This is a genomic window from Flavobacterium sp. 2, from assembly GCF_049949195.1.
GTDB lineage: Bacteria > Bacteroidota > Bacteroidia > Flavobacteriales > Flavobacteriaceae > Flavobacterium.
This window is the reverse complement of the sequence record NZ_CP188206.1, coordinates 327522-352727: the sequence shown is the minus strand read 5'-3', so window position 1 is coordinate 352727 and position 25206 is coordinate 327522. Positions and strand designations below refer to the sequence as shown.

The 25206-nt window shown below is 32.1% G+C and carries 21 protein-coding genes; 18 read left to right on the top strand and 3 right to left on the bottom strand.

Annotated elements, in window-relative coordinates; all coding sequences use genetic code 11:
* Nucleotides 1-9: 9 nt before the first annotated feature.
* The 3 genes from ACNFIH_RS01405 to ACNFIH_RS01395 form a co-directional block, all read right to left on the bottom strand.
* Nucleotides 10-483 (bottom strand): GNAT family N-acetyltransferase, encoded by a 474-nt coding sequence (locus ACNFIH_RS01405; RefSeq protein WP_426485157.1) that lies wholly within the window; start codon nucleotides 481-483, stop codon nucleotides 10-12.
* Between the two features lie 41 nt (nucleotides 484-524).
* A complete protein-coding gene (gene tsaE, locus ACNFIH_RS01400; protein WP_426485156.1) occupies nucleotides 525-932 on the bottom strand; it encodes a tRNA (adenosine(37)-N6)-threonylcarbamoyltransferase complex ATPase subunit type 1 TsaE in 408 nt (135 codons plus the stop codon).
* A 62-nt stretch (nucleotides 933-994) separates the two neighbouring features.
* Nucleotides 995-2548, bottom strand: coding sequence for a bifunctional response regulator/alkaline phosphatase family protein (locus ACNFIH_RS01395; protein ID WP_035643890.1), 1554 nt, complete (start codon nucleotides 2546-2548; stop codon nucleotides 995-997).
* A 211-nt stretch (nucleotides 2549-2759) separates the two neighbouring features.
* Here ACNFIH_RS01395 and ACNFIH_RS01390 point away from each other — a divergent pair, with 211 nt between their 5' ends.
* The 18 genes from ACNFIH_RS01390 (at nucleotide 2760) to fabG (ending at nucleotide 25106) form a co-directional block, all read left to right on the top strand.
* On the top strand, nucleotides 2760-3989 hold the full coding sequence (locus tag ACNFIH_RS01390; RefSeq protein WP_426486706.1) for an HD domain-containing protein: 1230 nt from the start codon (nucleotides 2760-2762) through the stop codon (nucleotides 3987-3989).
* Between the two features lie 39 nt (nucleotides 3990-4028).
* Nucleotides 4029-5072: a UDP-3-O-(3-hydroxymyristoyl)glucosamine N-acyltransferase gene (gene lpxD, locus ACNFIH_RS01385; RefSeq protein WP_035643888.1), complete on the top strand. Its 1044-nt coding sequence runs from the start codon at nucleotides 4029-4031 to the stop codon at nucleotides 5070-5072.
* Entirely contained in the window at nucleotides 5065-6453 is a 1389-nt protein-coding gene (locus tag ACNFIH_RS01380; protein WP_035645037.1) for a bifunctional UDP-3-O-[3-hydroxymyristoyl] N-acetylglucosamine deacetylase/3-hydroxyacyl-ACP dehydratase, read from the top strand. The genes lpxD and ACNFIH_RS01380 overlap by 8 nt, the downstream gene beginning before the upstream one ends.
* Nucleotides 6454-6525: 72 nt before the next feature.
* On the top strand, nucleotides 6526-7311 hold the full coding sequence (lpxA, locus tag ACNFIH_RS01375) for an acyl-ACP--UDP-N-acetylglucosamine O-acyltransferase (protein WP_029270176.1): 786 nt from the start codon (nucleotides 6526-6528) through the stop codon (nucleotides 7309-7311).
* Between the two features lie 94 nt (nucleotides 7312-7405).
* Nucleotides 7406-7972 (top strand): elongation factor P, encoded by a 567-nt coding sequence (gene efp / locus ACNFIH_RS01370; protein WP_142448846.1) that lies wholly within the window; start codon nucleotides 7406-7408, stop codon nucleotides 7970-7972.
* 134 nt (nucleotides 7973-8106) lie between these two features.
* Complete coding sequence (locus tag ACNFIH_RS01365; protein WP_426485155.1) at nucleotides 8107-9036, top strand: UDP-3-O-(3-hydroxymyristoyl)glucosamine N-acyltransferase; 930 nt, start codon at nucleotides 8107-8109, stop codon at nucleotides 9034-9036.
* A gap of 1 nt (nucleotide 9037) precedes the next feature.
* Nucleotides 9038-9400 carry a nuclear transport factor 2 family protein gene (locus ACNFIH_RS01360; protein ID WP_426485154.1) on the top strand — a complete coding sequence of 121 codons (363 nt, stop codon included), beginning with the start codon at nucleotides 9038-9040 and terminating at the stop codon, nucleotides 9398-9400.
* An 84-nt stretch (nucleotides 9401-9484) separates the two neighbouring features.
* Nucleotides 9485-10357 (top strand): succinate--CoA ligase subunit alpha, encoded by an 873-nt coding sequence (gene sucD, locus ACNFIH_RS01355; RefSeq protein ID WP_035643878.1) that lies wholly within the window; start codon nucleotides 9485-9487, stop codon nucleotides 10355-10357.
* A gap of 142 nt (nucleotides 10358-10499) precedes the next feature.
* Nucleotides 10500-10928, top strand: coding sequence for a hypothetical protein (locus ACNFIH_RS01350; RefSeq protein ID WP_426485153.1), 429 nt, complete (start codon nucleotides 10500-10502; stop codon nucleotides 10926-10928).
* 122 nt (nucleotides 10929-11050) lie between these two features.
* The gene (locus ACNFIH_RS01345; RefSeq protein ID WP_426485152.1) at nucleotides 11051-13582 is read left to right on the top strand and encodes a DUF7619 domain-containing protein; all 2532 of its coding nucleotides are present in this window, start codon (nucleotides 11051-11053) and stop codon (nucleotides 13580-13582) included.
* Between the two features lie 263 nt (nucleotides 13583-13845).
* The gene (locus ACNFIH_RS01340) at nucleotides 13846-14460 is read left to right on the top strand and encodes an RNA polymerase sigma factor (RefSeq protein ID WP_426485151.1); all 615 of its coding nucleotides are present in this window, start codon (nucleotides 13846-13848) and stop codon (nucleotides 14458-14460) included.
* 89 nt (nucleotides 14461-14549) lie between these two features.
* A complete protein-coding gene (locus ACNFIH_RS01335) occupies nucleotides 14550-15662 on the top strand; it encodes a FecR family protein (RefSeq protein ID WP_426485150.1) in 1113 nt (370 codons plus the stop codon).
* A 241-nt stretch (nucleotides 15663-15903) separates the two neighbouring features.
* A complete protein-coding gene (locus tag ACNFIH_RS01330) occupies nucleotides 15904-19632 on the top strand; it encodes a SusC/RagA family TonB-linked outer membrane protein (protein WP_426485149.1) in 3729 nt (1242 codons plus the stop codon).
* 11 nt (nucleotides 19633-19643) lie between these two features.
* Nucleotides 19644-21119, top strand: coding sequence for a RagB/SusD family nutrient uptake outer membrane protein (locus tag ACNFIH_RS01325; protein ID WP_426485148.1), 1476 nt, complete (start codon nucleotides 19644-19646; stop codon nucleotides 21117-21119).
* 17 nt (nucleotides 21120-21136) lie between these two features.
* Nucleotides 21137-21997 carry a substrate import-associated zinc metallohydrolase lipoprotein gene (locus tag ACNFIH_RS01320; protein ID WP_426485147.1) on the top strand — a complete coding sequence of 287 codons (861 nt, stop codon included), beginning with the start codon at nucleotides 21137-21139 and terminating at the stop codon, nucleotides 21995-21997.
* A 16-nt stretch (nucleotides 21998-22013) separates the two neighbouring features.
* Nucleotides 22014-23351 carry a DUF4302 domain-containing protein gene (locus ACNFIH_RS01315; RefSeq protein ID WP_426485146.1) on the top strand — a complete coding sequence of 446 codons (1338 nt, stop codon included), beginning with the start codon at nucleotides 22014-22016 and terminating at the stop codon, nucleotides 23349-23351.
* Nucleotides 23352-23945: 594 nt separating this feature from the next.
* A complete protein-coding gene (locus ACNFIH_RS01310; RefSeq protein WP_426485145.1) occupies nucleotides 23946-24176 on the top strand; it encodes a hypothetical protein in 231 nt (76 codons plus the stop codon).
* Between the two features lie 183 nt (nucleotides 24177-24359).
* The gene (gene fabG, locus ACNFIH_RS01305) at nucleotides 24360-25106 is read left to right on the top strand and encodes a 3-oxoacyl-[acyl-carrier-protein] reductase (RefSeq protein WP_035643856.1); all 747 of its coding nucleotides are present in this window, start codon (nucleotides 24360-24362) and stop codon (nucleotides 25104-25106) included.
* Nucleotides 25107-25206 lie beyond the last annotated feature (100 nt).

Genomic DNA, 25206 nt, shown 5'->3' with positions numbered 1-25206 from the left:
ATGACAATGTTAAGATATTTTTTTCTCCATTTTTATGTCGGCTCGTTCGTAAATGCCCGATTCTAAAGGGATTTCAATAAAACCAAATTTTCTGTATAAGTGAATTGCAGGAAGTAAAATCGTGTTGGAGTATAAAAACAATGTTGTAATCTTGTTTTCTTTAGCGACATTTATACAATGTTCCAGAAGTTTGTTTCCAATTCCTAAGCCTTGAGCTTCATCTGAAACGGCCATTTTGCTTAATTCATAGGTTGAATCATCGATTTTCATTAAAGATGCAGTGCCAATAATTTTGCTATTATGACGAGCATAAAAAATCATTCCGCCTTTGTCAATAATTTCTTCTTGCGGATTTGAAAGAGTTAATTTATCTTTTTCTTCGACTTTAAAATACTTTTCAAGCCAGGCAATATTTAAGGTTTTGATATGTTCTTTTAAATCTTGAGAGAAGGGAATTATTTCTATATCTTTTGAGGTATTCATTTTTGTTGTTTTTTCTTTGTGAGTAATTCTCTCGCAAAGTTTTATGCTAATTCTAAATTTCTTTTTCCATCTGCCAATAATTCAATATTTATTGTAGAATATTCTTCAGGAAGCAAATTGGCAATTTTTTCGGACCATTCAATAAAACACCAATTTCCGGAATACAAATAATCGTCAACACCCATATCGAGTGCTTCGGTTTCTTTGTTTAATCGGTAAAAATCAAAGTGATAAACCGTTTGATTATTGTTGGTTTGGTATTCATTCACCAAAGAAAAAGTTGGGCTGCTGGTTGCATCTTCAACGCCTAAAGTTTTGCATAATTGTTTGATTAAAGTTGTTTTTCCAACTCCCATTTCTCCATTAAAAAGGATGATTTTTTTAGGATTTGAAGTAATAATCTGCTCTGCAACTTCTTGAATTTGATCTAATGAAAAAACGATATTCATTTCTATTTCTGTTTATTTTAATTTCAGTCTTTCCCGATATTTATCGGGAAAGACTGAAAACTTTATTTAGGGTTAAACACCAAAAACGGAATAATCATTTCTTCTAACGAAATTCCGCCATGCTGATACGTGTTTTTGTAATAACTCACATAATGATTGTAGTTGTTTACATAGGCCAAAAAGAAATCATTTTTGGCAAAAATAAACGAACTGCTCATGTTTATTGCCGGCAAGCCAATTGTTTTGGGCTCTTTAACAACATAAACATCTTTTTGTTCGTAAGTCAAACTACGTCCAGTTTTGTAACGCAAATTTAGGCTTGTATTTTTATCTCCCACAACTTTTGACGGATTTTTTACATTTATTGTTCCGTGATCTGTTGTCAGAATTAATTTGAAACCTAAAAGTTGTGCTTGCTGGATAATTTCCAATAAAGGAGAGTTTTTGAACCAGCTTAATGTTAAGGAACGGTATGCTTTATCATCAGAAGCTAACTCTTTTACAACTTCCATCTCTGTTTTAGCATGCGAAAGCATATCGACAAAATTGTAAACTACCGTTACTAAGTCGTTTCCTTTTAAAGCTTTAAAATTTTCTGCTAGTTTTTTACCGCCGGCATAGTTGGTGATTTTAAAATAATCTTCCTTAATATTTAAGCCCAAACGTTTTAATTGAGCCGATAAAAATTCAGCTTCATAAAGGTTTTTTCCGCCATCTTCAACATCATTTTTCCAATATTGCGGAAACTGTTTTTCCATTTCAATTGGCAATAAACCAGAAAAAATAGCATTTCGAGCATATTGTGTTGCAGTTGGTAAAATAGAGAAGTAAGGAACTTCTTTTTCTAATTTGTAATAGTTAGAAATAACAGTTTCAAATGATTTCCATTGATCGTAGCGAAGATTATCAATCACGACAAACAAAATAGGTTTGTCTTTCTTTTTAAGCTCTGGTACAACCAATTCTTTGAATAAATTATGAGACTGAATCGGTTTGTCTGCTTTTGGAGCAAACCAATCTTCATAGTTTCTTTCAATATATTTTCCGAATTGAGAATTGGCTTCCACTTTTTGAGATTCCAAAATTTCAATCATCGCAGTATCATTGATATCCTCAAGTTTTAATTCCCAAAAAAGCAATTTTTTATACAATTCAACCCAGTCTTCATAGGAATTGACCATTGCTAATTCCATCGAAATTTTTCTGAATTCCTTCTGATAATCTAAAGTTGTTTTTTCAGTAATCAATCTCGAGTCATCCAGATTTTTCTTTAAACTCAACAAAATCTGATTCGGATTTACTGGTTTTATTAGGTAATCAGCAATTTTAGAACCAATCGCTTCTTCCATTATATATTCTTCCTCACTTTTAGTGATCATAATCATAGGGATGGCCGATTTTTTCTCTTTCATCTCAGAAAGCGTTTCCAAACCGCTCATTCCGGGCATATTTTCATCTAAAAAAACAATGTCAAAATTATCCTCTTCGAATAAAGCCACTGCATCAAGACCATTGTTGCAAGTTGTTACCGAATAGTTTTTTTTCTCCAGAAATAATATATGAGGCTTTAAAAGATCAATTTCATCATCGACCCAAAGTATTTTTATCTTATCCATAAACAATTTTAATTTTAATGCAATTTAGAAGTATAGAACTTAAAAAGTATTAAAAATAGTATAAATTTCAGATAAATGAAATCTAATTTTGATATAAAATCTTTTTGATTTTTAAGTATTTGCCTCAAAATCAGCTAAATTTAATGTTAACTTTTAAATGAAAAACTATAGTTATTTACTTATATTTGTTGACCTAAAAAATAACCAAATAGTGACTCATATCAATAAGTTAAAAATATTCAATGATCCCATTTACGGGTTTATTACAATCCCGAATGAACTTATTTACGACCTAATCCAGCATCCATATTTTCAGCGTTTACGCCGTATTTCACAAATGGGACTTTCGTATTTGGTTTATCCGGGAGCCAATCATACACGTTTTCATCATGCATTAGGATGTATGCATTTAATGAAAAAAGCGATAGACACACTTCGTTTTAAAGATGTTGCAATTTCTGAAGAAGAAGAAAATGCATTATTAATAGCGATTTTGCTTCATGATATAGGACACGGGCCGTTTTCTCATGCAATGGAAAAAAGTATTGTTGAAGATGTGCATCACGAAGCGATTTCTTTATTGTTTATGAATCAGTTGAATGAAGAATTTGATGGAAAATTAAGTTTGGCTATTCAGGTTTTTAAAGGAGAATATCACAGAAAATTCATGTTGCAATTGATTTCAAGCCAATTGGATATGGATCGAATGGATTATTTAAAACGCGACAGTTTTTATACTGGAGTTGCAGAAGGAAATGTCAATTCTGAGCGTTTGATTCAGATGATGAATGTTGAAAATGACGTTTTAGTTATAGAAGAAAAAGGAATTTATTCTGTAGAGAAATTTCTGCTTTCAAGACGATTGATGTATTGGCAGGCGTATTTACACAAAACAAGCTTGGTTGCCGAATTGATCTTGATGAAAGTATTGAAAAGAGCAAAAGAACTGACATTAAAAGGAATTAATCTTCCTTGTAGCGAGCCACTTTTGTTTTTCATGCAAAACAAAATCACACTTGAAGATTTTGATGCCGAAAAACTGGATTTGTTTTCGCAATTAGATGATTTTGATATAATCAGTGCTCTAAAAGCGTGGCAAAGACAAGATGATTTTATACTTTCAACTTTAAGTAAAATGATCATTAACAGAGATTTGCTAAAAATAAAAATTAGTGCAGAGAAGATTTCGATTGAAGAATCTCAGGCAATGAAAGAAGAGTTTGCACAAGATCATCATATTTCATTATTAGAAGCCGGTTATTTTATTTTTAGAGGAAAAATTAAAAACCAAGCCTATAGTAAAGCTGCTGAACCGATACGAATTTTGAAAAAAGATAAAACAATTGAAGATGTTGTGGAAGCATCTGACCAGCTGAATTTGAAATCGTTATCTAAATTGGTAACAAAATATTATATCTGTTTCCCAAAACAACTTATCTAAAATTAACATTTAAAATCTATTTTTTATATTTTTGTCGCGATGAAATTTACAGCAGAACAAATAGCAGGAATTTTAGAAGGAGAAGTTGTTGGGAATCCCAATGCAGAAGTTTCTCGGCTATCTAAAATCGAAGAAGGCGAAGAAGGATCGCTTACTTTTTTGGCTAATCCAAAGTATGTTAACTACATATATAGTACAAAAGCGACAGTAACAATTGTTAACGACAGCTTTGTACCAGAACAAGATATCACTACCACTTTAATAAAAGTAGAAGATGCTTATGCAGCATTTTCTAAGCTTTTGCATTTTTACAATCAGGTAAAATTGAATAAAACCGGAATTGAAGCACAGTCTTTTATGTCTGAAGGAACAAAATATGGAGAAAATCTATATTTAGGAAGCTTTAGTTATATTGGACAAAATGTAGTTTTAGGAAATAATGTGAAAATTTATCCAAACAGCTTTATCGGTGACAATGTTGTAATTGGTGATAATGTTTATGTTTTTGCAGGAGCAAAAATTTATTCTGAAAGCGTAATTGGAAATAATTGCACGATTCACTCTGGTGTCATAATTGGTGCCGATGGTTTTGGTTTTGCTCCAAATGAAAACGGTGAATATAGTAAAGTACCACAAATTGGAAATGTTATTCTTGAAGATAATGTTGATGTTGGTGCAAATACTACAATTGACAGAGCAACACTTGGTTCTACAATTATTAGAAAAGGAGTGAAATTAGACAATCAGATTCAGATTGCTCACAATGTAGAAATTGGGAAAAATACTGTTATAGCTGCTCAAAGTGGTGTTGCAGGTTCTACTAAAATTGGAGAGAACTGTATGATTGGGGGGCAGGTAGGTATCGCAGGCCATTTAATTATAGGTAATAATGTTAGGCTTCAGGCACAGTCAGGAGTTGCCAGAAACATTAAAGATGATGAAGTTTTACAAGGAACTCCATCACTTGGATATACTGATTTTAATAAATCGTATGTTCATTTTAAAAATCTTCCTAAAATTGTGGCTGAAGTTGAAGAAATAAAAAAACAAATAATAAACCCAAAAAATGGAAATAATGGTTAAACAGAAGACCATCAAAAATGAAATTTCACTAACAGGCGTAGGATTACACACTGGAAAAGAAGTTACAATGACTTTCAAACCAGCTCCTATTAATAATGGTTTCACTTTTGTTAGAGTAGATTTGCAAGGTCAGCCAATCATTGAGGCTGATGCTAATTATGTTGTTAATACGCAAAGAGGTACTAATTTAGAAAAATTAGGTGTAAAAATACAAACTCCAGAGCATGTTTTAGCAGCAGTAGTTGGATGCGATTTGGATAATATTATTATTGAATTAGATGCATCTGAACTTCCTATTATGGATGGTTCATCAAAATATTTTGTCGAAGCTATAGAAAAAGCAGGTATCGAAGAGCAAGATGCGCAACGTAATGTTTATGTAGTAAAAGAAGTAATTTCATTTACTGACGAAGCAACGGGAAGCGAAATTCTTGTAATGCCAAGCGACGATTATCAAGTAACAACAATGGTTGATTTTGGTACAAAAGTTTTAGGTACGCAAAACGCAACACTTAAAAGTATTGCCGATTTTAAAACAGAAATTGCAAGTTCTAGAACTTTTAGTTTTTTGCATGAATTAGAGTCTTTATTAGAACATGGTTTGATTAAAGGAGGTGATTTAAATAATGCAATTGTTTATGTAGATAAAGAAATTTCTGAATCTACTATGGAAAACTTAAAGAAAGCGTTTGGTAAAGATGAAATTTCTGTAAAGCCAAATGGAGTTTTAGACAACCTTACTTTACATTATCCAAACGAAGCTGCAAGACACAAATTGCTTGACGTTATTGGAGATTTATCTCTTATCGGAGTTCGTATTCAAGGGAAAATTATTGCAAACAAACCAGGGCATTTTGTAAATACTCAATTTGCTAAAAAATTGGCTAAAATCATTAAAATAGAACAGAGAAATCATGTTCCGGTTTATGATTTAAACCAAGAGCCATTGATGGATATCCATAAAATTATGGCAATGCTTCCACACAGACCTCCATTTTTGTTGATTGACAGAATTATTGAAATGTCTGATCGTCATGTGGTTGGTTTGAAAAATGTTACTATGAACGAGAATTTCTTCGTAGGGCATTTCCCTGAAGCGCCAGTTATGCCAGGAGTTTTAATTGTTGAAGCTATGGCACAAACAGGAGGGATTTTGGTTTTAAGCACTGTTCCGGATCCTGAAAATTATTTGACATATTTCATGAAAATTGATAATGTTAAATTCAAACACAAAGTATTGCCAGGTGATACCTTAATTTTCAAATGCGAATTGATTTCTCCAATCAGAAGAGGAATTTGTCATATGCAGGCAAATGCATACGCAAATGGTAAATTAGTAACTGAGGCAGAATTAATGGCACAAATTGCAAGAAAACAATAATTAATCAAATTTATTGTTTAGGTTTGTTGCCCTCAAATTAGACTATTTTAATTTAAAATATAAAACATACATATGAATCAACCATTAGCATATGTTCATCCTGGCGCTAAAATCGCTAAAAACGTTGTAATTGAGCCTTTTACAACAATTCACAATAATGTTGTTATTGGTGATGGTACTTGGATTGGTTCAAACGTGACCATCATGGAAGGTGCGCGTATCGGTAAAAATTGTAATATTTTTCCAGGAGCGGTAATTTCTGCGGTGCCACAAGATTTAAAATTCGGGGGAGAAGATTCTCTTGCTATAATTGGAGATAACTGTACAATTAGAGAATGTGTTACAATCAATAGAGGTACAGTAGCTTCAGGGCAAACTATTCTTGGAAACAATTGTTTAGTAATGGCTTATGCTCACATTGCACACGACTGTGAAATTGGAAACAATGCAATTATAGTAAATGGTGTTGCTTTGGCAGGACACGTTGTTGTTGGAAACCACGCTGTTATTGGAGGTTTAGCAGCTATTCATCAATTTATTCACATTGGAGATCACGCGATGATTTCTGGTGGATCATTAGTTAGAAAAGACGTTCCGCCATATACAAAAGCGGCAAAAGAGCCTTTGTCATATGTTGGAATCAATTCAGTTGGTTTAAGAAGAAGAGGTTTTAGTACTGAAAAAATTAGAGAAATTCAGGAAATCTATAGAATTTTATACCAAAAAAATTATAATACAACTCAAGCTTTAAGTATTATTGAAGCTGAAATGGAAGCGACTCCTGAGAGAGATGAAATTTTAGATTTTATCAGAAATTCATCACGAGGAATTATGAAAGGTTATTCAGGAAACTATTAAAAATAAAGTTTAATTGTTTATTTGTTGAATCGTTCAATCGAAAAACAATTAAACGATTCAACGTTCAACAAAAAATAAAATAAAACAAATTACAATGGCATCTACATCAGATATTAGAAACGGATTATGTATTAAATTTAATCACGACATCTATAAAATTATTGAATTCCTTCACGTAAAACCTGGAAAAGGTCCAGCTTTCGTAAGAACTAAATTAAAAAGTTTAACTTCAGGTAAAGTATTGGATAATACATTTTCTGCAGGTCATAAAATTGACGTTATTCGTGTTGAAACACATACATTCCAATTCTTATATCCGGAAGGTGATGAATTTCACTTTATGAATGCTGAAACATTTGAGCAGATTTCTTTAAACAAAAACATCTTAGATGCTCCAGATTTGTTGAAAGAAGGAACAAATGTAATGGTTCAGATCAATACAGAAACTGATTTGCCTTTATCAGTTGATATGCCTGCATCTGTAATTCTTGAAGTTACTTATGCTGAGCCAGGAGTAAAAGGAAATACAGCAACTAATGCTACAAAATCTGCTACGGTAGAAACTGGAGCATCTGTAAACGTACCTTTATTCATCAACGAAGGTGATAAAATTAAAATTGATACAGCTTCAGGTTCTTACATGGAGCGTGTAAAAGAGTAGTTTTTAATTAAGATAATTTGTCAATGAGTCAATTAGATTATTAGTGAATCGATATAATTTTGAACATTCATAATCTAACTGACTCATTTCTAATTGACATATTTTCTAATTGACAAATTTTCTAATTATAACATATGAAATTTCCAAAGGTTTATTCTTTAGAAGAAATTGCAAATTTGCTTAATTGCGAATTCATAGGCGATAAAAACTTTCAGGTTTTGGGCATGAACGAAATTCATGTTGTAGAGCCCGGAGATATTGTTTTTGTTGACCATCCAAAATATTATGATAAAGCTTTGCAATCTGCAGCAACTATTGTTTTGATTAACAAAAAAGTAGATTGTCCAGAAGGAAAAGCACTTTTAATTTCTGACGATCCTTTCAGAGATTTCAATACTTTGACTAAACATTTCAAACCTTTTCAATTTGCAAATGTAGCTATTGCCTCATCAGCAGAAATTGGAGAAGGGACTTTAATTCAGCCAAATAGTTTTATTGGAAATCACGTAAAAATTGGCAAAAACTGTCTAATTCATTCCAATGTTTCAATTTATGATCATACTGTAATTGGCGACAATGTCATTATTCATGCTGGAACTATTTTGGGAGCTGATGCATTTTATTACAAAAAGCGTCCAGAAGGTTTTGATCAATTAATTTCTGGTGGAAGAGTTGTTATTGAAGACAATGTTGGTATCGGAGCACTTTGTACTATTGATAAAGGAGTAACGGGTGATACCACAATCGGAGAAGGAACAAAAATTGATAATCAAGTTCATGTTGGACATGACTCTGTAATTGGTAAAAAATGTTTAATTGCTTCACAAACCGGTATTGCCGGATGCGTAGTAATTGAGGATGAAGTTACTATCTGGGGTCAGGTAGGAACAACTAGCGGTATCACAATAGGAGCGAAAGCTGTTATTATGGGACAAACAGGTGTTACTAAATCGGTTGAAGGTGGCAAATCTTATTTTGGAACCCCAATCGAAGAATCAAGAGAAAAGTTAAAACAATTGGCCAATATCAAAAAGATTCCTGAAATTCTAAATAAATTGAAGTAATATGTCTATAAAAGAATTTGTTCAAAGATTTTATAAGTCGGATGCCTTAATTGATAGTGAAATTATGAAAACGTACTTGCATCCTGAAGTAAAGTTAGAATGGCACAGCACTAAAGGATTAATCGAAATGGATTATGATGCAATGTTGGATATGGCTAATGAATTGGGTCGTGCTTATGTGCGCTCTAAAGTGAGAATGAGCCATATTATTGAAGAAGATGATTTAGTATCAGTGCGTTATTCTCATTTTGTAAAAACGATTGAAAACCCAAGAGAAGAAATGTTGCTGGCTCATTTTACAGCAATTTGGCAAATAAAAGATGATAAGCTTTATCGCGGTTATCAAATGAGTCAATTTTCTTAATTTTTTTTGATAATAAAAAGGTAAAATACATTACAAAACCTTACTTTTGCATCACAATTTTAAAAACTACATAAAATATATATCATGAGTGTTTTAGTTAATAAAGATTCCAAAATAATTGTTCAAGGATTTACAGGGAGCGAAGGAACTTTCCACGCTTCTCAAATGATTGAGTACGGTACTAATGTTGTTGGTGGTGTTACTCCAGGAAAAGGAGGAACTAGCCATTTAGATCGTCCAGTTTTTAATACAGTAAAAGATGCTGTAGATCAAGCTGGAGCTGATACATCTATTATTTTTGTACCGCCAGCTTTTGCTGCTGATGCAATTATGGAAGCTGCTGATGCCGGAATTAAAGTAATTATTGCTATTACAGAAGGAATTCCTGTTGCAGACATGATTAAAGCAAATAATTATGTTAAAGAAAGAAGCTCTAGATTAATTGGACCAAACTGCCCGGGAGTTATTACTCCAGGTGAAGCTAAAGTTGGTATTATGCCAGGTTTCGTTTTCAAAAAAGGAACAGTTGGTATCGTTTCTAAATCAGGAACTTTAACTTATGAGGCTGCTGACCAAGTTGTAAAACAAGGTTTAGGAATCACTACAGCTATTGGAATTGGTGGAGATCCAATCATTGGAACTACAACTAAAGAAGCTGTTGAATTATTAATGAACGATCCAGAGACTGAAGTAATCATTATGATTGGTGAAATTGGAGGTCAATTAGAAGCTGATGCTGCTAAATGGGTAAAAGCTGATGGTAACCGTAAACCAGTTATTGGTTTTATCGCTGGAGAAACTGCTCCTGCTGGTAGAACAATGGGTCACGCTGGTGCTATTGTTGGAGGTTCTGACGATACAGCTGCTGCTAAAAAACAAATCATGAGAGACAACGGAATTCACGTTGTTGATTCACCAGCTGAAATTGGTAAAAAAGTTAAAGAAGTACTTGGATAATCTTCAAGTTTCAAAATAAAAAATTCCAAAAAAAAGTCTCAATATCCTGTTGAGACTTTTTTACATTTTAAAATACTGAGGTATAAATAGAAAAAACTTAGCATCTTAGAACCTCAGTATCTTAGAGGCTTAAAAAAGAAATATGTACAAAGAATTAGAAAAGTTTAAAGCAACCAATAGTTTTGCTTTTACAATTGAAGACAGTTTAGAAGAAGTTTGCAACGCTCCAGAGGGAAGTGCTGGAATTTTTGTAGTATATGCTGTTGAAGGAGCAGAGAAAGAATTGATTATGGTTGGTTCTACAGGAACTGTTCAGAATGATGGAACATTGAAAAGCAAAAATGGTGGTTTATATGATAAAATTGTAAACGGACAGCAATTTGCAAAAACAGGAAGAAAATATTCTTGGCCAGCGCAAATGAAATTGGAAAACATTTCTGAGCTTGAAGTAGTTTGGTATGAAACTTTCAATGCTGATGCTAAAGCAATTCCAACTGCTGTTGAAGGACAGGTTTTGCAAAATTTCTTAGATCAAAATGCTAAATTACCTAGATGGAATGTAGCTTTCTAAAGTTATTTTTCAATATAAAAGCATCAAAAAGTCTTACTTTAATTAGTAAGGCTTTTTTTATGAAATTTTAGGTTTTGATTTTTTGATTTTATATATTTAAAAACCAAAACCAAACTAAACCTATGATCAAGAACTACTTGCTATTGCTAGCTTTATGTATATTTGCCTCTGTAAATTCTCAAATAATTATTATTCCTGACGTTGATTTTAAGGCTAAACTTCTAGAAGCGGATGTTACTAATGATATTGCCAAGGATAATAACCAAAAAAACATCAAAATTGATTCAAACGGAGATGGCGAGATTCAGGAAAGCGAAGCATTAGAAGTGCGTTTTTTAAAGATAACGTTCACTAAAGCAGTTAGTCTAGAAGGAATTAAAAAGTTTACTAATTTATGGAATTTGCAATGTAGTAAAAATCAATTGACAAGTTTAGATGTAAGTAATTTGCCAGATTTAACAGATGTTTCGTGCTATGATAATATGCTGACTTCGATAAATTTGAGTGGCTCAAATAAAATACTTGAATTAAATTGTTCAAATAATTTTTTGACAGATTTAAATTTAACAGGATTAACTAAGCTCTTTAGACTTGAATTTTATAGTAATTCTGTTGAAAATTTAGATCTTTCGAATTTACCTGAATTACTTTTTTTAGAGTGTGATGGTAATAGGTTAAAAAATCTAGATTTGAGTGGAAACCCCAAATTAGTATTTTTAAGTTGTGCAAATAATGAAATTTCGAACTTAGATTTATTAGATTTAAAACTTGTTAATTTATTTGTAAGTGGAAATAAGCTATCAGCACTAAATTTAGATAATAAAACCGAACTCCAAGCACTGAATTTTGAAAACAACCCATTATTAGATATTGAACTTGGCAAGCTAAATATGCCAAATTTGAAGATTTTGGTGTGCGGTGGTACTGCTACAACGAAATTTGACATTTCAAAGTTCAAAAACCTAACAATGTTATCTTGCGATGGGTTAAACTTAGAGGAATTAGATCTTACAAATCATAAATTTATAGAGTATTTGTGGTGTAGCGATAATAAATTTAAAAAACTGGATGTGAGCAATTTATCAAATCTAAAATCTTTTTATTTTGATTGGAATCCATTGTTAGAAACTGTTTTTATGAAAAATGGAAGTAATGAAATAGAGATATCTATGAATGAAACCCCTAATTTAAAATATATTTGTGCAGATGATGATCAGTTATCTGAAGTTCAAAGCATTGTGTCTTACTATAATTATGATAATTGTTTGGTTAATTCTTATTGTTCTTTTGGACCAGGAGGAGAGAATTATTCAATTCAGTTGACAAATCGTAATGATTTGAATAATAATGGCTGTGATGCTTTGGATATTCCGGCTTCGTTCTTAAAATTCAAAATTGATGATGGCGTCAAAGTAGGAAATTTTATAAGTAATGAAGCAGGAAAGTATGATGTCAAAGTTTCGGCAGGAAATTATAAAGTTACTCCAGTTTTTGAAAATCCAAGCTACTTTTCAATTTCTCCAGCTTCGACCCAAGTTGAGTTTCCAACAGTTTCAAGCCCATTTCAACAGGATTTTTGTGTCAAAGCAGTAGGAGTTCATAATGACTTAGAAATTACATTTTTGCCAATTTGGCCATCGAGGCCTGGTTTTGCCGCTAGATACATAATTGTGTATAAAAATAAAGGAAATGTTGCCCAATCAGGGACAATTAGTTTAGCATTTGATGATTCCGTTCTTGATTTAACTGGTGCAAATCCTTTGGTTTCGACAACCGCATCAAATAAAATTTCATGGAATTTCACTAATTTAAAGCCTTTTGAATCGAGACAAATTTTACTAAATTTTAATATAAACGCTCCAACTGATATTCCAGCAGTAAATAATGGTGATATTCTTTCTTATGTTGCAACCATAACTTCTTCTGCAACAGATGAATTGCCTATTGATAATACTTTTTCATATAATGAAACTGTAGTTGGCTCTTATGATCCAAATGATAAAACCTGCTTGGAAGGAAATGTTGTTACTCCAAGTTTGATAGGGGAATACGTTCACTATATGATTCGTTTTGAAAATACAGGAACATATATGGCTCAAAATATAGTAGTTAAGGATTTGATTGATCTTTCAAAATTTGATATTTCGACTTTAGTGCCAACTAGTGCAAGCCATTCCTACACTACAAAAATTTCTGATGGAAATAAAGTCGAATTTATCTTTGAAAATATAAATCTTCCTTTTAATAATGTCAATCGAAATGGATACATCGCTTTTAAAATAAAAACATTGCCAACTCTAAAAGTAGGGGATACTTTTGAAAATGAAGCCAATATTTATTTTGACTATAATTTTCCGATTTTAACCAATAAAGCTACTTCAACATTTAAGGCGTTGGGTACGCAAGATTTTGAGTTTTCACAATATTTCAACATTTATCCGAATCCTGTGAAAGATGTTTTAACTATCAACACTAAAAAGGAAACGGAAAAACAAGCGATATATGTTTATGATATGTTAGGACAATTAGTTATTGCTGTGCCACATGCTGAAAATGTTTCTAATATTGATGTTTCAAGACTTCAGGCAGGGAATTACATTTTAAAAATTAAAACAAATTCAGGAATTACAGCTGCAAAATTCATTAAATACTAATAAAATCTATAGGCGGTAAAATCTTACAATATAACTATATCGAGTTAATAGAATTAATTTTAACATTTAGCCATAAGCTTAGCTAAATCAACAAAGAGAGACAGTTTTCTATATTAGGAAACTGTCTCTTTTATGTAAAATAATTGTTTTTAAATATTTGCTTTTATATATTTATCGAACAAAAGTGAAGGATAATGTTAAAAAACTAAAATCTTTTCATTAAATAAAAACGAAACTCTTTTTTGAATACTGCCCCAACTAGAATGAAAATATCAACTTTAGCTTCCAGTCTTTTTGACGATAATGCACTTTGGAATAAATTGAAAGATGGTGATGAAAAATCATTTTCAATGTTATTTGAAAGATATTATGCCGATTTAGTTCGGTATGGTAACTCTCTTTCTCCATTTGAAGAAAAAGTGCAGGATTGTATTCAGGATGTTTTTACGGATATTTGGATTTATCGAAATTCACTTCAAAATTCAGTTGTAGTTAAAGCTTATTTATTAGCGAGTGTCCGAAAAAGAATTGCACGTTTGCATGAGCGAGATCATATCTTTCGCAAAACTGCCAGTACAGATTCAATTGCTTTTCTTCTTGAATTTTCGGTTGATCATGAACTTTTAGATGACGCAGATGATGATGCAAAAGAAAAAATAGTTCACTTAAATAAATTGCTGAATGATTTGCCGACAAGACAAAAAGAAGCCTTGTATCTTCGTTATCATCAAGGTCTTAGTGTAGAACAAATTGCCGAAATGCTGGATGTGAATTATCAATCTGCAAGTAATTTATTGCATCGCGGTTTAATGAGTCTTCGCAAGGATTGGAAAGGGACTTTTTCCTTATTTCTTCTGCTATCTGCAAGTAGTTTTTAATTTTATTTCAAAAAAAATAAAAAAAATCACAATTTGGTGAGTATATAATAAGAGAGCTGTCCTCTATGTTTTTGTAACCTTATTTTTAGATGCAAAAACGTAACACATATACTCAAATTGAAGACTTCTTGTCAGACGAATCATTCCAATCCTGGATTTTGCTTAAAATTGATCAGGACGGCTGGGAAGAGTGGACTCTGGAAAGTCTGCAGCGCGCTAAACTTGTTGAAGATGCCAGACTTTTGCTGTTGGCAATGAAAGTCCCAGAATCTGATTTATCAACTTCTGATGTTCAAAAAGCACTACAAAACACCTGGATTAAAATTGAAGAAAAGGAAAATGAAATACTTTTCAGCAAGAATGCCGGGACAAAGTTTTTTAAAAACTATTTTTTAACCGGTATTGCGGCTAGTTTATTCTTTTGCTTGATTTCGATTTGGTATTATAAAAATTATATTCCTGCAGACAATATTGTTACCTATAAAGAACTGATAGCTGAAAATAGTGAAGGATTAGTTGAACAAACCAATAATTCAGACAATCCACAAATCATCACATTATCAGACGGAAGTTCTGTTTTATTACAGCCAAATAGTAAATTGAGTTACCCTAAAATCTTTACCGGGAACGAAAGAAAGGTGTATTTATCCGGCGAAGGTTTCTTTGAAATTAGTAAAAATCCTAAAAAGCCTTTTTTCGTTTACGCTAATGAGATTGTTACAAAGGTAGTTGGAACTAGTTTTAGAGTTAAAGCTTATTCTGATCAGCCTGATGTAGAAGTTCTTGTTCGCACCGGTAAAGTGAAGGTAAAATCAAATGACTTGGTTGCCAATTCAAATCAGGAAGAAGTGATTCTTTTGCCCAATCAGGCACTTCGGTTCTTTAGAAGCGATTTGAAATTCAATAAAATCACAAACATCACTCAAGATAAAGAGCTGGTACAGAATGTAGGCAATATTGAGCAGCTAAGTTTCGAATTTAGCGATATTCCGGTTTCACAAATCTTCGAGACAATCGAACAAGCATATCTAGTTAAGATTGATTACCCTGTAAATAAATTGAAAGACTGTCATTTGACAACGTCGCTCAGTGATCAGCCTTTACCAGAAAAATTAAAAATTGTTTGTAAAAGTATTAGTGCTGAAACCAGTTTTGAAATGAATGGTAATCAGATTATTATAACTTCTGAAGGCTGCAATTAATGGTGTTTTATAACTGTAATTATAATGCATTTTTAATTTCTGTCTTTTTTCAACTAAACTAAAATTAACCAAAACCAAAACTAATATTATAAGCCTATGTAAAAACAATTGCATAAAAAAAGTGCCGAAATGCTGTAACATTACCGACACTTATTTGGATTGAATTTCTCTCTGTAAAGAGACATTCAGTTCGTTTCTTAAAATACACGCGAATCAGTATTAATCAAAACAAACCAAAATTATGAAAAAACCAGTTGGTAAACAACGATTACTCCATCGAATCATGAAAATAACACTATTTCAGTTTGTCTTAGCACTTATATTTTCAAGTGTTACAATGGCAAACAGTGTAAATGGGCAAAAAAAATTAGATACTAAAGTTACAATTACAGTTGAAAATTTAACTTTAGATAATGCATTATCTAAAATTGAAAAGTCTGCACAAGTAAAATTTTCTTATAATTCAAGATTACCTCAATTAAACCAAAAAGTAAGCATTGAAGCAAATCAAGAAACATTAGCTAGTATTCTGAGCAGAATTCTGGTTCCATTTAATATAACTTTTTCAGAAGTAAGCAATCAGATTGTTTTGCAAAAAAGTGTGTCGACAGACTCATTTTCAAGTACAGCAAATCATGATGGTTTAACAAATATTTTTACTGCAGGTCCTGTTATTAAAGGAAAAGTAACAGATGCATCGGGTAGTCCGCTTCCTGGAGCAACAGTAATGGCAAAAGGATCTAAAATTGCCGTTCTAACAGATTTTGATGGAAATTTTTCTATCGAAATGCCTGCAAACAGTACAGCATTAGTGATTTCTTATGTTGGGATGGAAACTAAAGAAATCGGTATTTCAAATACTTCACCAACTATTGTCTTGACTGAATTAGGTCAAAATTTAAAAGAAGTTGTGGTTACAACTGGTTATGAAAAAACTTCTAAAAGAACATTTACTGGTGCCATAAGCAAAATTTCTGGTGCCGAATTAAAAGTTGATGGTGTAGTTGACGTAAGCCGAATGATCGAAGGAAAAGCTGCGGGGGTTACTGTGCAGAATGTTACAGGTACTTTTGGTACAGCTCCAAAAATTACAGTTCGTGGTTCATCTTCTATTTTTGGAGATACAAAACCGCTTTGGGTAATTGATGGTGTTGTTCAAGAGGACATAATCAACTTGTCATTTGCTGATTTGGCTTCCGGGAATTCTGAAACCTTATTAAGCTCATCTGTTGCCGGATTAAATGCCAATGATATTCAAAGCATTGAAATTCTTAAAGATGCATCGGCTACGTCAATTTATGGTTCAAGATCTTTAAACGGAGTTGTTGTTGTAACTACAAAACAAGGAAGAAGAGATTCTCCTTTAAAAATTACATATGGTTTAGAACAAACTGTTAGAACGGTTCCAAGTTATACGCAATATGATATTTTAAATTCTCAAGAAACAATGAGTATTTTAAAAGAAATGGAATCTAAAGGTTATCTAGATCTGCCTACTACAGTAAATGGAAGATATGGTGGAGCATACAATATTTTAGGTAGAGCTATAAATACTTTCAATCCTGAAACGGGAACTTATTTAGTAAATAATGATCCAGTAAGTCGAAATAACTTCTTGAAAAAATATGAATTGGCAAATACTGATTGGTTTAAAGTTTTATTTAGACCTTCTATAACACAAAATCATTCATTAAGTTTTTCAGGTGGAGGAAAGAACAACACTTTTTATGCCTCTTTGGGATATTATACAGATCCAGGTTGGACAATTGCTGATGATGTAAAACAAATTTCAAGCAACATTAAAGGGACATTCTACGTAAATGACAAGTTGAATATTACGTTGTCTACTTTGGCATCTGTTCGTGATCAGGGCGCGCCAGGAAGTTATGAGAGTGAAAAAGATGTTGTTTTTGGTAAAGTAACTCGTGATTTTGATATCAACCCATTTAATTATGTTTTGAATACAAGCAGAACTTTAAGACCTTACGATGATAATGGAAATCTAGAATATTACAGGAATAACTGGGCCAAAATGAATATTATCAATGAGTTGGCTAATAATTATATGGAAATCGAAGTGAAAGACATTCGCTTTCAATTGGATCTAGATTACAAGATATCGCCACATTTAACTTATAACTTAACAGGTTCAGCTCGTTATGCAAATACTAGCCGTGAACATAAGATTTTAGAAGGTTCAAATGTTGCAGGAGCATATCGTGCAGGAACTCCTCAAGGAGAAGACGGTGTAAACACCTTAGTTCGTAATGACAATATTTTTTTATTTCAAGATCCTAATGATTTAACAGCTCCAAAAGTTTCTGTTTTGCCAAATGGTGGTTTTTTAAGAAAGTTCACCAATGACATGACATCTTATAATTTAAGAAACAGTGTTAATTACCGAAATATTTTTAATGAGAAACACGAATTAGAAGGATTGTTTGGAACAGAGATGAGAGTTGTAGACAGAACCAGCGATAATTTTACTGCTGCAGGTTTGCAATATGACAGAGGTTTGACAGCATTTACAGATCCAAGAATTATTGAAAAAATTATAAATGGAGGTGATTCTTATTATGGTTTTAATGAAGAAAAAGAAAGAACTGTTGGTTTCTTTGGGAAAGTAGGTTATACTTACGATCGTCGTTATACAGCTTCTGTTACAGGTCGTTATGATGGTTCAAACAGACAAGGCGACAGTGGTTCGTCAAGATGGCTTCCAACTTATACTTTTAGTGGAAAATGGAATGTTGCCGAGGAAAAATTCATGAAAAATGTTGAGTCTATCAATACATTAGCGTTAAGAGCTTCTTATGGTTTGACTGCAACTGCGGGACCTGCGACGAACTCTTTAGCAATTTATAAAAGTTATATAACTGATCGTTTTAGTCTTGATGACAGAGAAACTTCAATTCGAATTGATGAACTTCAAAATGGAAATTTGACATGGGAAAAACAATTTGAGACAAACATTGGTGTTGATCTTGGAATGTTCAATAACAGAATTCAATTTACATCAGATATATATCGTCGTAAAGCCTTTGATTTGGTTGATTATGTAATCACTTCAGGAATTGGAGGACAAAGAATCAGACAAGGAAATAATGCCGATATGGAGACTAAAGGTCTTGAGATTGGATTCACAACTAAAAATTTTGACAATAAAGATTTCAAGTGGTCAACAACACTTAATTTTTCTGTTTATCATCAAGAAATCACAAGATTGCAAAATACGCCAACTGCATTTGATTTAATTGACGCAAATGGCGGAAATACAGTAGGTCATCCTCGTAACTCGTTATATTCATATCAATTTACAGGTTTAAATAACGAAGGTCTTCCAACTTTTGTTATGCAAGATGGAGCTGATAGTAATATTACAGGTGCTGATTTTCAGGATAACATAGATGTTACCAAATACTTAAAATATGAAGGATCAATTGAACCTAATAAATCTATAGGTTTAGCTAATACTTTTACTTATAAAAACTGGTCATTATATGTGTTTTTTGTTGGATCAGGAGGAAACAAAGTTCGTTTAAATCCTGTTTACGACAGTACTTATGATGATTTAACTGTATTCACAAAAGATTTTACAAACAGATGGATAAATCCAGGTGATGAAGAATTTACTAATGTTCCTGTAATAGCTGATAAACGTTTGAATTCTAATTATGGAGGTGCACGTACTTTGGCTAGAGCTTACAATACATATAATTACTCAGATGTTCGTATTGCTGATGGTGATTTTGTAAGATTGAAAAACATTTCTTTAAGCTGGGAATTTCCAAGTGATTTTAAGAAAAAAATAGGTGTTAGTACTTTTACTTTAAAAGGATCTGCAGTAAACCCTTGGTTGATTTATTCAGATAAAAGATTAAATGGCCAGGATCCAGAGTTTCGTAATTCTGGTGGTGTAGCGTTACCTGTTACATCTCAATATACTTTTACTTTAAATCTTTCATTATAATATTTGAAATTATGAAAAAAATAAAAATAGTTTTATCACTATTGATACTCATAAGTATTTATAGCTGTGATGATTTTCTTTCTGAAAAACCAGATAATAGAACCGAAATTGATACTCCTGAAAAAATATCTGAATTATTAGTAGAAGCGTATCCTACAATGAGTTATTTTGATATTGCTGAAACAATGTCTGATAATTCATTTGACAGCGGAATGCCAGAAACACTGATTAAAGATGAACAAAATTATAATTGGTTAATAAATACTGAAACTGCCAAAATAGATACTCAAGCTTTCTATTGGGATGCTTGTTATAGAGCAATTGCTCATGCTAATAAAGCGTTACAAGCTATTGAAGAATTGGGTAATCCTGCGAGTTTAAATCCGCAAAAAGGAGAAGCTTTATTAGCAAGAGCGTATTCACATTTTATGTTGGTTTCTTTTTGGTCTCAGCGTTATAATCCAGCAACTGCAACTACTGATTTAGGAATTCCTTATGTTACAAAACCAGAAACAGAATTAGTTGTAAAGTACACAAGAAACACGGTAAAAGAAGTCTTTGATATGATTGAAAAAGATATCACAGATGGACTTCCTTTAGTAACAAACGATTACAAAGAGCCTAAATTTCATTTCAATAAAAATGCTGCTAAAGCGTTTGCAAGCCGTTTCTATTTAATTAAAGGAGATTGGGATAAAGTAATTGCTTTATCTGACGATTTAGGCTCTAGACCTGTAGGCAAATTAAGAGATTTTGCAAGTTATAAGCTTCTTACTCCAGAAAATCAAATGATTGCTTATGCAAGCAGTGGTGCAGAAACGAATTTGTTAGTTGTATCTGCAAACACTATTGTTCAAAGATCAGCACGTTATAATCGATTTTACTTATCTGGTCCAAGACAACCAGAATTGTTTGGAGCAGCGACAAGCCTATTTAATAAAACATGGCTGTACAATTTTTACACTTACAATTCAAGTATAACACTTTTTTGCCCAAAATTCTACGAATATTTTAAGTACACAAATGTAACTGCTGGAATTGGAGAACCATACGTTGCTGAAGTTTTATTAAGCAATGATGAATTCTTTCTAAATCGTATTGAAGCACATGTAATGAAAGGACAAATTGCGTTGGCAAATGATGAGTTAGAATACTTTTTATCGACAAGAACAACTGGATATGTAGCAACAGACAAAGTGACACAAGCCAAAGTAGAGGCGAAATATCCTGTAATTGCTAATGAATATACTCCTTTTTATGCAATGACTCCAGTTCAAACCTCATATGTAAAAGCAATTGCAGAAACAAGAAGAAGAGATTTTATTCATGAAGGAATTAGATGGTTTGATGTTAAGCGTTTCAATATCGTTGTCAATCACGAAACATTTAATAAACCAACAAATACTCTAGTAAAAGATGATAAACGCAGAGCGTTGCAAATTCCTTTGCATGCTTCTAGCACGGGTGTTGAACTGAATCCTAGATAATCTTAAATTAAATTCGTATGAAACTTTTAAAATATAATAAAATTTTAGTTTTAGCATTGACTTCAGTATTGCTTTATTCATGTGAGCACGAAGAACAGCCAAAGGAAAGTCAATTAGATTACACGTCGCCTGTTCAGACAAATTTGGATAAATGGATTACGGCGAATTATTTGAATCCATATAATATCAATGTTCAATATAAATGGAATCAAAATACAGTAGATAATAGTCGTTATTTATTTCCACCTACAATTGATAGAGTACAACCAGCACTTGAAATTGTGCAAAAAATATGGTTGAACAGTTATGCAACTATTGGCGGACCAGATTTTGTAAAAAAGATCTCTCCACGAGAAATTGTTTTAATTGGTGGTGTTAACTTAAATAGTGTTGGAACAAGAACATTAGGTTTGGCCGAAGGAGGACAGCGTGTAACCTTGTTTGAAACAGATTACATAGAAAGAACAAACCGCGCTAACGTAACTGAATTTATCCATACTATTCAGCATGAATACATTCATATTTTAAATCAGCATAAACCTTTTGATGAAAAGGCATGGGGCGCTATAACTCCGGCTGGATATGCTGCAGACTGGTATAATTATTCTATTCCAGTTTCTAATGAAATTGGTTTTATTACCAGTTATGCAAGATTGAATATCAATGAAGATTTTGCAGAAACTGCAGCGATGATTTTAATAAGTACCAAGGCAGAATACGCAACATTCTTATCTAAAATTAAAAGTCCAACAGCACTTGCCGCGTTAAAAGCTAAAGAAGCTTTAGTCGTGAAGTATTTTAAAGAAGCTTATGAAATGGATTTTTATGCTTTAAGAGATGAAGCAGAAAAGAATACAACAGCAGTAATTAACAATTAAACGAAGTATTATGAAAATGAAAAACATATATAAGTACTTAATTGCTGGTATTTTGGTACTGCAATTAAGCGCCTGCAGCAATACAGATGCAGAACAATTATTTGATGAAAATCCGACAACACGTTTGAACAATCAAAAATCGGAACTTAATGATGCATTATTAGCCTCACAATTTGGATGGAAAGCAGTTTATTTTACAGATAACACAGTTTTAGGTGGCTATACACATTTGTTTAAGTTTGCTCAAGATGGAACCGTTGAAATGGCTTCTGATTTTGATACCGATACAAACGTTTACAAAAGTGAATACGCTATTCAGCTTGGAAGCACAGTGAGTTTAGTTTTTACGACTGCCAACAGAATACATTTATTATCAGAATCTGATAATTATCCAATTGCAGCATTGAGAGCCAAAGGTTATTTAGGAGATTTTCAATTTTTGTACTATGGTCAGGAAAATGGTGACATTGTTTTTAAGGCGAATAGAAATAAACAAGAAATTCGCTTTGTAAAAGCAACAGCTCAAGACTGGGCAGATTTGCCGAAGAATTTCTTGATGATTCCAAATATTATTGGTAAAAATACATTTGGTGCTAATAGAGGTTTGGAAATTGTAGATGGCACAAACAAAAAAACGTACGATTTTAATCCTTTTTCAACAATTACTAGATCAACAAGTTATAGTGATGCTTCAGCAAATAATGTATTAGGCATTGGATATGCGCCAAATGGATTAGTTGTAAGTCCTGCTATTGTAGTTGGAGGACAAAAATTAAGCAATTTTGTTTATAATAATACAGATGGAAGTTTTACTGCAATTGGTACAAACGGTATTAGTGCATCAATCAAATATTCTAATACACCTTTTGTAATTACTGATGATTACAAAGTGATGTTAAAAAGCCCATCTACTGCTTATGGATATATTGCAGCAAATCTGGCAACTGCACCTACAAATTCTGTTTTATGTAATACATTATTGAATGAGATAAATAATAATTTGCCTTCAACACAAAAAGTAAATAGAGTGCAGTTTACTTTTAATGATGCAAATGGAGATAGCTATATTGCTTATACTTTTACTGGAGGGAAAACAACTATCTATCATAATATAACTTTAAAAGAAGATGCAGCGAACAAAATTTTGCAATTGATTTCTGGAACTTGGGAAAATAATTTAGGACAAACTATTCCTGAGCCAGATTTATTGAAAAAGATCGACGCTGAGTTAACAAACTCAAAAGGATTATATGCAAAAAAAGAAGCATTTACATTTAATGCATCTAATAAGTTATACACGTTTGCTAATGCAAACAATAACGGTTTTAGATTGACAACTTACGCATTTCAATAACGATTTTAGAAAGATAAATTTTTAGAAACTTTTTAGTTTTGTTTTTAATTTTGGAGAAAAAGCAGCTCAATTTTTGAGTTGCTTTTTTTTAAATAAAACAATGATTATCAGTTTTAAATAATTAAAATATTTTGAAAATATGATAAAAAAAATTGTAACACCAATTAATGTTATTTTTCTTTTTTGGGGATTAATATTGTTGACATTCTCCGAATCATATCCACAATACACAAGATATTTTTTATATGCATCAATTCTGGTTATTCTTCCAGTAGTGATTGTCAATCTGATAAAACAGAGAAAAGAAGACAAACAAAATTACACAACAAATTTTCAATCAGCAGTTTATAGGATAATTTTTATGGCAGTATTACTAGTAATTATGTATTTTATAACAAAACAAAATCACATCTAAATCTTTAGTTTTTATTTTTATTTTGAATGTAAAGCAACTCATACTTTTTTGAGTTGCTTATTTTTGTTAGATAAGAAAAATAACATATTTCGCTGATAATAGAAAATTATTCTTACATTTATATATGGGTAATTAGCCTTTTAGGCTTTGTTCTTTGTCTGAAACTCGACAGACTTAAAATGATTGAGATATTTAACTTTTGTAATTATTTTATTATGTTAAAAACAATTTTAAACTTTAATGGAGTAGAAGTTTTAACTAGGAATCAACAACAAATTATTTTTGGAGGACAAACTGTGGCTCAATGTAAAAATTGGGCTCCTGCAGGTGCAAATTCTGCAATCTATCCTAATTATCCATGTGCTGAGATATATGAACCTGTAGAGCCATTAGAACCATTCGAGCCTTAAGGCAAGTTTTTTTTAATTGATAGTTATAAACTACGATAAGAATTCTCAATATTAAACCGTTTCATAATTTATGAAACGGTTTTTTTTAGACTTCATTCACTTATAAATAATAGTATTGTTATTTTATTAAACGCCCAAATAATCTATATTTGTATTTCAAAAAATAAAAACGAATACCTTAATATGAAATTACTAGAAGGAAAAGTAGCAATCATTACAGGCGCTAGCCGCGGAATTGGAAAAGGAATTGCTGAAGTTTTTGCTAAACACGGCGCAAACGTAGCATTTACATATAGTTCATCTGCTGCATCTGCAGAAGCTCTTGAAGCTGAATTGAATGGTTTAGGAGTTAAAGCAAAAGGTTATCAATCAAATGCAGCTGATTTTAATGAAGCACAAGCTTTTGTTGACGCTGTTTTGGCTGATTTTGGAACTGTAGATATTTTGATCAACAACGCCGGAATTACAAAAGATAATTTATTAATGCGTATGTCTGAAGCTGATTTTGATCAAGTTATTGATGTTAACTTGAAGTCAGTTTTCAATATGACAAAAGCAATTCAAAAAACATTTTTGAAACAGCGTGCTGGTTCAATAATTAATATTAGTTCTGTTGTTGGTGTTTCTGGAAATGCTGGACAAACTAATTATGCTGCTTCAAAAGCGGGTGCAATTGGTTTTACAAAGTCTGTAGCACTTGAATTAGGTTCTCGTAATATTCGTTGCAACGCAATTGCTCCAGGTTTCATCGAAACTGAAATGACTGCAAAATTACCTGAAGATGTAGTAAAAGGATGGAGAGAAGGAATTCCGTTGAAACGTGGAGGAACTACAGAGGATGTTGCAAATGCTTGTCTTTTCTTAGCTTCAGATATGAGTGCATATGTTACAGGACAAGTTCTTAATGTTTGCGGAGGAATGCTTACCTAAGATTCTAAGTTGCTAAGGTTCTGAGGTGGTAAGTTTTTTAATCTGACTCTGGAACAGAACACAATTTTTAATCTGATCACTGCAAACTGATACTGAATAC